At 73.9% G+C, this 7,172-nt stretch carries 10 protein-coding genes; all 10 read left to right on the forward strand.

From position 1 onward, the window contains the following. The first annotated feature begins 178 nt into the window (after positions 1 to 178). A complete protein-coding gene (gene rpmI, locus MNZ29_RS22975; RefSeq protein WP_242340039.1) occupies positions 179 to 382 on the forward strand; it encodes a 50S ribosomal protein L35 in 204 nt (67 codons plus the stop codon). Between the two features lie 100 nt (positions 383 to 482). Beyond that, the gene (gene rplT / locus MNZ29_RS22980) at positions 483 to 827 is read left to right on the forward strand and encodes a 50S ribosomal protein L20 (protein WP_242340038.1); all 345 of its coding nucleotides are present in this window, start codon (positions 483 to 485) and stop codon (positions 825 to 827) included. Positions 828 to 837: 10 nt separating this feature from the next. Beyond that, positions 838 to 1,953: a phenylalanine--tRNA ligase subunit alpha gene (gene pheS / locus MNZ29_RS22985; protein ID WP_242356931.1), complete on the forward strand. Its 1,116-nt coding sequence runs from the start codon at positions 838 to 840 to the stop codon at positions 1,951 to 1,953. Between the two features lie 9 nt (positions 1,954 to 1,962). Further along, complete coding sequence (pheT, locus tag MNZ29_RS22990) at positions 1,963 to 4,440, forward strand: phenylalanine--tRNA ligase subunit beta (protein WP_242356933.1); 2,478 nt, start codon at positions 1,963 to 1,965, stop codon at positions 4,438 to 4,440. 3 nt (positions 4,441 to 4,443) lie between these two features. Then, positions 4,444 to 4,902, forward strand: a complete 459-nt coding sequence (locus MNZ29_RS22995; protein ID WP_242340036.1) for a hypothetical protein — start codon at positions 4,444 to 4,446, stop codon at positions 4,900 to 4,902. Positions 4,903 to 4,984: 82 nt separating this feature from the next. After that, positions 4,985 to 5,287, forward strand: a complete 303-nt coding sequence (locus MNZ29_RS23000; RefSeq protein ID WP_242340035.1) for an integration host factor subunit alpha — start codon at positions 4,985 to 4,987, stop codon at positions 5,285 to 5,287. A gap of 254 nt (positions 5,288 to 5,541) precedes the next feature. Then, entirely contained in the window at positions 5,542 to 5,769 is a 228-nt protein-coding gene (locus MNZ29_RS23005) for a hypothetical protein (RefSeq protein WP_242340034.1), read from the forward strand. 104 nt (positions 5,770 to 5,873) lie between these two features. After that, positions 5,874 to 6,167: a nitrite reductase small subunit NirD gene (nirD, locus tag MNZ29_RS23010; protein WP_242356935.1), complete on the forward strand. Its 294-nt coding sequence runs from the start codon at positions 5,874 to 5,876 to the stop codon at positions 6,165 to 6,167. Between the two features lie 7 nt (positions 6,168 to 6,174). Further along, on the forward strand, positions 6,175 to 6,564 hold the full coding sequence (queD, locus tag MNZ29_RS23015) for a 6-carboxytetrahydropterin synthase QueD (protein ID WP_242340032.1): 390 nt from the start codon (positions 6,175 to 6,177) through the stop codon (positions 6,562 to 6,564). Continuing rightward, on the forward strand, positions 6,554 to 7,172 hold a 619-nt coding region (gene folE, locus MNZ29_RS23020; RefSeq protein WP_242356937.1), incomplete at its 3' end, for a GTP cyclohydrolase I. The genes queD and folE, both read left to right, overlap by 11 nt.

The raw sequence follows: 7,172 nt of genomic DNA on the forward strand, positions 1-7,172 counted from the left end.
CCGGCCGCCGGGGCGCAGCCCGGCGAGACCCCCGCGCCCGCCCCGCCGCCCGCGCCGCCCCCGGCGGCGGCGCCGGCGCCGAACCCGGACGGCCCGCGGTAGGCCGAACCGATCTCCGTGCGCGGCGCGAGACCGGAAAGGTCCGTCGCCGGGCACGATGCACGAAGGAACGAAGGAAATGCCCAAGCTGAAGACGAAGAGCGGCGCGAAGAAGCGCTTCATCCCGAAGAAGAGCGGCAAGGTGAAGTTCCGCCGCGCCGGCGTCCGCCACCTCGCGACGTTCGGGAAGACGAAGAAGCAGAAGGTCCATCTCCGGGGCACGGACCACCTGTCCCCGATGGACGAGAAGAAGATCAAGGAGTGCTTCCCGTACGCCCGCTAGGGCGCCGGGAGCCGTAACGCCCAAGCGGGGTCCACAAGAGTGCACGGGGCGTCACGAGGAGTGACGGACCGCGGCGCCTCCCGCCGGCAGGAGAAGGAAGATGCGCGTCAAGAAGGGATTCAAGGCTCGCCGTCGTCGTAACCGCGTCCTGAAGCTGGCGAAGGGCTTCCGCGGCCGCCGCAAGAACTGCTACCGCCGCGCGAACCAGGCCGTCGAGCGCGCGCTCGACTACGCCACGCGCGACCGCCGCCAGAAGCGCCGCGACTTCCGCGCGCTCTGGATCGTCCGCATCAACGCCGCCGCCCGCCAGAACGGCACGACGTACTCGCGGCTCGTCGCGGGGCTCAAGAAGGCGGGCATCGCCATCGACCGCAAGATCCTCGCGGATCTCGCGCTCGCGCTGCCCGGCGACTTCGCGGCCGTCGTCAAGTCCGCCCGGGCATAGGGGAGGGGCCTTGGCCGACCTCCTCGGACAGCTCGAGGCGCTCGCGAAGGGCGCCCGAGAGGCCGTCGGCTCCGCAGCCGACGAGAAGGCGCTCGAGGATCTCCGCGTCCGCTTCCTCGGCAAGAAGGGCGAGCTCTCCGCGGTCCTCCGCGGCATGGGCGCGCTCCCCGCCGAGGAGCGGCCGCGGGTCGGCGAGGTCGCGAACCGCGTCCGGGACGAGGTCGAGGCGCTCCTCGCCGGCGCGAAGTCCCGGCTCGACGCCCGGAAGCTCGAGGCCGAGCTCGCCGGGCCCCCCATCGACGTGACGCTCCCGGGCCGGCGGGTCCTGCCGCGCGGCCACCGTCACCCGATCACCCGCGCGACCGAGGACATCTCGGCCATCTTCGCGCGCCTCGGCTACGAGGTCGCGAGCGGGCCGGAGATCGAGCTCGACTGGTTCAACTTCGAGGCGCTGAACATCCCGCCGGATCACCCCGCGCGGGACATGCAGGACACCTTCTACGTGGAGGCGTCCACGCTCGGTGACGGTGCGCCCGACGGCAGCGTGCTGCTCCGGACGCACACCTCCCCGGTGCAGATCCGGGCCATGCAGCGCCTCGGCGTCCCGCCGGTGCGGATCATCTGCCCGGGGCGCGTGTACCGCTCCGACTACGACCAGACCCACTCGCCCATGTTCCACCAGGTCGAGGGGCTCTGCGTCGGCGAGGGGATCACCTTCGCCGATCTGAAGGGCACGCTCGCCGCGTTCGCGCGCGCGTACTTCGGCGAGGGCACCCGAACCCGGTTCCGGCCGAGCTACTTCCCGTTCGTCGAGCCCGGCGCCGAGGTCGACGTCTCCTGCTCCATCTGCGGCGGCACCGGTCGGATCCCGGTGCGAGCGCAGGGGCAGGCGGGTGAGCCTGCCCAGACGCGGCGCTGCGGGACGTGCAAGGAGACCGGCTGGCTCGAGGTGCTCGGCGCCGGCATGGTCCACCCGAAGGTCCTCGAGAACGGCGGCTTCGACCCGAAGCGCTACAGCGGCTTCGCGTTCGGGATGGGCGTCGAGCGGATGGCGATGCTCCGCTACGGCATCGACGACCTGCGCCTCTACTTCGAGAACGACCTGCGCTTTCTCGAGCAGTTCTGAGCCCTCGGCATGCGGATCTCTCTCAAGTGGCTCTCGGAGTACGTGGACCTCGGCAGCCTCGCCGGGGGGGCGCAACAGGGCGCCCCGCTCGCTCCGGCGCAGCCACGGTCGGCCGCGCCCGTGCTGGCCGCCGCGGACGAGGTGGCGCGCCGGCTGACCGCCGTGGGCTTCGAGGTCGAGGCCGTCGAGCGGGTCGGCCAGGGGCTCGCCGGGGTGGTCGCGGCGCGGATCCTCGCCTCCGAGAAGCACCCGAACGCCGAGAAGCTCTCCGTCACGAAGATCGACGCGGGCCAGGGCGAGCCGCTCCAGATCGTCTGCGGCGCGAAGAACTACCAGGTCGGCGACGTCGTCCCGCTCGCCACCGTCGGCACGACGCTGCCGGGCGGGACCCGGATCGAGAAGGCGAAGCTCCGCGGCGTCGAGTCGTTCGGGATGCTCTGCTCGGCCCGCGAGCTCGGGCTCTCCGAGGACGCGAGCGGGCTCCTCATCCTCGACCGTGGCCTCGCGCCGGGCACGCCGATCGCGGACGCGCTCGGGCTCGAGGACGTGCTCCTCGAGGTGAACGTCACGCCGAACCGGCCGGACGCGCTCTCGCACGTCGGCCTCGCCCGCGAGGTCGCGGCGATCCTGGGCCAGGAGGTGCGGCTCCCCCGCCCCGCGCTGCGCGAGGCGGGCGCGCCGGCGGCCGAGGCGGTGAAGGTCCGGATCGAGGCGCCGGAGAAGTGCGCCCGCTACGCCGCGCGCGTGGTCGAGGGCGTGAAGATCGGCCCGTCGCCGCAGTGGCTCGCGCGCAGGCTCGAGGCGTGCGGGGTCCGCTCGATCTCGAACGTGGTCGACGCGACCAACTTCGCGCTGCTCGAGCTCGGCCACCCGCTCCACGCGTTCGACCTCGACAAGGTGGCCGGCCACGAGATCGTCGTCCGCACCGCCCGGCCCGGCGAGAAGATCGTCACGCTCGACGGGAAGGAGCGGGTGCTCGAGCCCGACGATCTCCTCATCGCCGATCGCGACCGCGGCAGCGCGCTCGCGGGCGTGATGGGCGGCGGCGACTCGGAGATCTCCGAGGGCACGACCCGCGTGCTCGTCGAGTCCGCCTGGTTCGCGCCGAGCGGGATCCGCCGCACCTCGCGGCGGCACGGCCTCAAGACCGAGGCCTCCTACCGGTTCGAGCGGGGCGCCGATCCGGGGATGGTGATCCCGGCGCTCGATCGCTGCGCGGCGCTCATCGCGGAGCTCGCCGGCGGGACCGTGCGGCCCGGGATCGTCGACGCCCACCCGCGCCCGCACCAGGCGCCGGCGGTGCGCCTCCGCTGGCGCAGGCCCGCCGAGCTGCTCGGCATCGACGTGGCGCGCGACGAGGTGCGCCGCATCCTCGCCGGCCTCGGGTTCGAGGAGCGCGCGAGCGACGAGGACGGGGCCACGTTAGGGGTGCCGAGCTGGCGCGTCGACGTGTCGCTCGAGGAGGATCTCGTCGAGGAGATCGTCCGCACGAAGGGCTACGACGCCATCCCCGAGACGCTGCCCGCCAACGCGGTCCGCACGCCGGTCGAGCCGGCGGACGCGCAGGTGACCGCGCGCGCCCGGGAGGCGCTCGAGGCGGCGGGCTTCGCCGAGGCGGTGAACTTCAGCTTCGTGGCGGAGCGCGACCTCGCGCCCTTCGCGGATCCCGCGGCGACCGCGCTCCGGCCCATCGCGCTCAAGAACCCGATCAGCGCCGACCTGGCGGTGATGCGGACGAGCCTCGTGCCGTCGCTCCTCCGCAACGCCTCCACCAACCGTCGCCAGCGCGTCGAGGACGTGCGGCTCTACGAGATCGCCCGCGTGTATCGCCCCGCCCCGGCGGGCGCGCCAGCGCCGGCCGCCGAGGAGGGGGAGCTCGCAGGCGTGCTCGTCGGCCGCCGGAGCCCGACCGGGTGGGCGGGCGGATCGGACCCCGTCGACTTCCACGACGCGAAGGCCGCCGTCGCGGCCGTGCTCGAGGCGCTCGGCATCGACGCGCGCTGGCGGGCGCGCGGCGGAGCGTGGCTCCACCCGCGGCTCTCCGCCGAGGTGCTCGGCGCCGACGATGCGCCGCTCGGCGAGGTCGGCGAGCTCCACCCGCGCGTCGCCGAGGCGTTCGAGCTGCCGCGCGGCGTGCTCGCGTTCCGGCTCTCCGGCGCCGCGCTCGTGCGGGGCGCGCGGCTCGTGCCGCGCTACGCCGGGATCCCCCGCTTCCCCGCGGTCCTGCGCGACCTCGCGGTCGTGGTGGCCGAGGGCGTCGAGGCGGGCGCGGTGCTCGCCGCGGTCCGCGAGGAGCCGCTCGTCGAGGACGCGACGCTGTTCGACGTGTATCGCGGTCCCCCCATCCCGGCAGGCAAGAAGAACCTCGCGCTCGCCATCCGCTACCGCGCCCCGGATCGGACGCTCACCGACACCGAGGCGGACGCCGCCCACGCGCGCATCGTCGCGCGCCTGCGCGGCGGGCTCGGCGCGGAGCTCCGGGGGTAGGGCGTGGCCACCCGCCGGCTGCCGCTCGCTGCGCTCGGCTTCGCCGTCGCGGCGGCGCTGTCGTCGTGGAATCCGCTCTCGGCCCCGTTCGGCGTGATCGTCGGCCTCGCGGCCGCCGTCATCGCCGTGCGCGCGCTCGTCGAGGGCTCGAGCCGACCCGCGGCGGCCACGGCGCTCTGCCTTTCGCTCGCCGCGGCGAGCGTGAGCGGGATCGTGCTCGCCCGGACGGCCGGCCTGGGGCGACGCGGACCCAGCGAGAGCATCGTGACAGTCCCGCCCGGGGAGGGTGTCGAGGCCCAGCTCGACGCGGCCGCCGAACGTACCCGTGCGCCCCGGGAAGGGGCACAGCGCGAGCTCCAGACGCTGGAAAAGCGCGAAAGCGCGGCTCCGGCGCGGCCGGGTTCACCCGCTCCCGAGGGGAGCGGCGAGGGAGCGGCACCGGGCGGGGCGGGTCAGCGCTGAAGGTGCGCGTGCGGGTTTGACACCGTTTCTGAAATCAGCTAACGAATTCGACACTTAGCCGACCCGGGAGCGGGAGCGCGACGTGACCAAGGCCGATATCATCGAGAGCGTCTACGAGAAGGTGGGCTTCTCCAAGAAGGAGGCCGCCGAGGTCGTCGAGATGGTCTTTGACACCATCAAGGAGACGCTCGAGCGCGGCGAGAAGATCAAGATCAGCGGCTTCGGGAACTTCATCGTCCGCGAGAAGAAGTCGCGCGTCGGCCGGAACCCGCAGACGGGCGAGGAGATCGAGATCAGCGCCCGGCGAGTGCTCACCTTCCGGCCGAGCCAGGTGCTGAAGAACGCGCTCAACCTGAGCGACATGCCTCCTCCGCCGGTCGCCTAGCGTCCGGAAATCTCGCCTCGTCTTCGCGCCGAAGCTCGGCTGCCGCGCTCCAGCGCGCGCCTCCCGCGCGTGCGTTCGTCCGCGCCGTGCGGGGTGTCGTTCCCGGCGCGAGGGCTCACCGTGTTCCGATGCACCCGGTCCTTCGCTCGCGCCGGGCCCGGACGTGCCCACGTCGGGGCGCTCCCGCGGCGGGCACCCGGAAGCTAGCTTCCCTCCTGGCGAGCGCCGCCTAGGGCAGCGCGAGGGAGGCGACCATGGACCGTTGTGCATGCTGCGGAGGCGCCGTCGGGCCGTATCCGGTGGGACTCAGGTATCGCGGCCGGGAGACGACCTTCTGCTCGTTCGGCTGCGCGGTCGTGCAGGCCGCGCCCGCGTGCTCCGCGTGCGGCGCCAAGATGCTCGGGCGCGGACACGCGGCGGGTGGGCGGCTGTACTGCTCGATCGACTGCGTCCCCGCGCAGGTCGCCGCGAGCGCAGGCTGATTCGCCCGTCGCCGCCGACGTCCCGGCGGCGAGGCGCGCGCCTCGCGGCGCGACCCGGCGGACGTCCGCGCGTCGGACCTCCCGGCTACGGTGAGGTCGTGCGCGTGAAGGTCGGAAGGCTCCAGGACATCGAGGACGGGCGTGGGCGGGTCGTCGAGGTGGGCGGCCGCGAGCTCGCGATCTTCCGCCAGGGCGAGCGCGTCTACGCGCTCGACAACGTCTGCCCGCATCGCGGCGCGGCGCTCGCGTCCGGAGACGTGAAGGGCGACACGGTCTTCTGCCCGCTGCACGCGTGGCCCTTCGCGCTCGAGACGGGCGAGTGCTCCGAGTTCCCGGACGTGTGCGTCCAGTCGTTCGACGTGCGCGTCGAGGGCGAGGACGTCGTGGTGGAGCTATAAGAGGGCCATGGCAGCGATCGACTACCCCGACGCCCGCCGCATGCGGCTCGACGTGGAGTTCTACTTCGCCGCGGCGCACCGCCTCCCTCGCTACGAGGGCCCGTGCTTCCGGATGCACGGGCACAACTACCGGTTCTTCGTCGCGCTCGAGGGCGAGGTCGATCCCCGCACCGGGATGATCGCCGACTTCGGCGAGGTGAAGCGCGTCGTGCAGGAGCAGGTACTCGCGCGCGTCGACCACCGAACGCTGAACGACGTGCTCGAGAACCCCACCGCGGAGAACATCGCGCGGTGGATCTGGGAGGCGCTCGAGCCGCACCTGCCGGGGCTCGCCGAGGTGCGGCTCTACGAGATCCCGGACTCGTGCGTCACCTACCGGGGGCCGCGTGGCCGTTAGGCCAGTCCGGCCGGCGCGGTCCCGCGCCACCGGCGGCGCCGCGCCGCCGGATCCGGCCGCGGCCGCGGAGGCCGTCGAGCGGTTCCTCGACGCGCTCGGGCTGCCCGCCGAGACCCGCGCGTCCGAGGATCTCCAGGGCACGCCCCGGCGCGTGGCGCAGGCCTGGCTCGAGGACCTCGTCGACGGCTACCGGCGCGATCCGGCCGAGCTGCTCGCCGAGGCGATCCCGTCGTCCAGCCGCGATCTCGTCGCCGTGACGGGCATCGCGTTCCACTCGGTCTGCCCGCACCACCTCCTGCCGTCGAGGGGGGTCGCCCACGTCGCCTACCTGCCCGGCGGCAGGGTGGTGGGGTTCGGTCAGCTCGTCCGGCTCGTCGACACCCTCGCCCACCGGCTCCTGCTGCAGGAGGAGCTCTCTCGCGCGATCGCGGACGCGCTCGTCACGCACCTCGGGGCGCGCGGCGCGGCGTGCCTGCTCGACGCGGAGCAGCTCTGCATGACCGTGCGCGGCGAGAAGCGCGGCGGCGCGCGCGCGCACGCGGACGCCTGGGTGGGGGCGCTCGCGCGGGACGGCGCGGCGCGGCGGCGCTTCCTCGCGCTCGCCGGGC

Origin of the sequence: Anaeromyxobacter sp. SG64 (genome assembly GCF_022690745.1) — a bacterium.
Taxonomy (GTDB): domain Bacteria; phylum Myxococcota; class Myxococcia; order Myxococcales; family Anaeromyxobacteraceae; genus Anaeromyxobacter; species Anaeromyxobacter soli.

Coding starts and splice junctions, on each gene's coding strand:
- pheT (WP_242356933.1), top strand. CDS start 1,963: ATGCGGATCTCTCTCAAGTGGCTCTCGGAGTACGTGGACCTCGGCAGC.
- rpmI (WP_242340039.1), top strand. CDS start 179: ATGCCCAAGCTGAAGACGAAGAGCGGCGCGAAGAAGCGCTTCATCCCG.
- rplT (WP_242340038.1), top strand. CDS start 483: ATGCGCGTCAAGAAGGGATTCAAGGCTCGCCGTCGTCGTAACCGCGTC.
- MNZ29_RS23005 (WP_242340034.1), top strand. CDS start 5,542: ATGGACCGTTGTGCATGCTGCGGAGGCGCCGTCGGGCCGTATCCGGTG.
- queD (WP_242340032.1), top strand. CDS start 6,175: ATGGCAGCGATCGACTACCCCGACGCCCGCCGCATGCGGCTCGACGTG.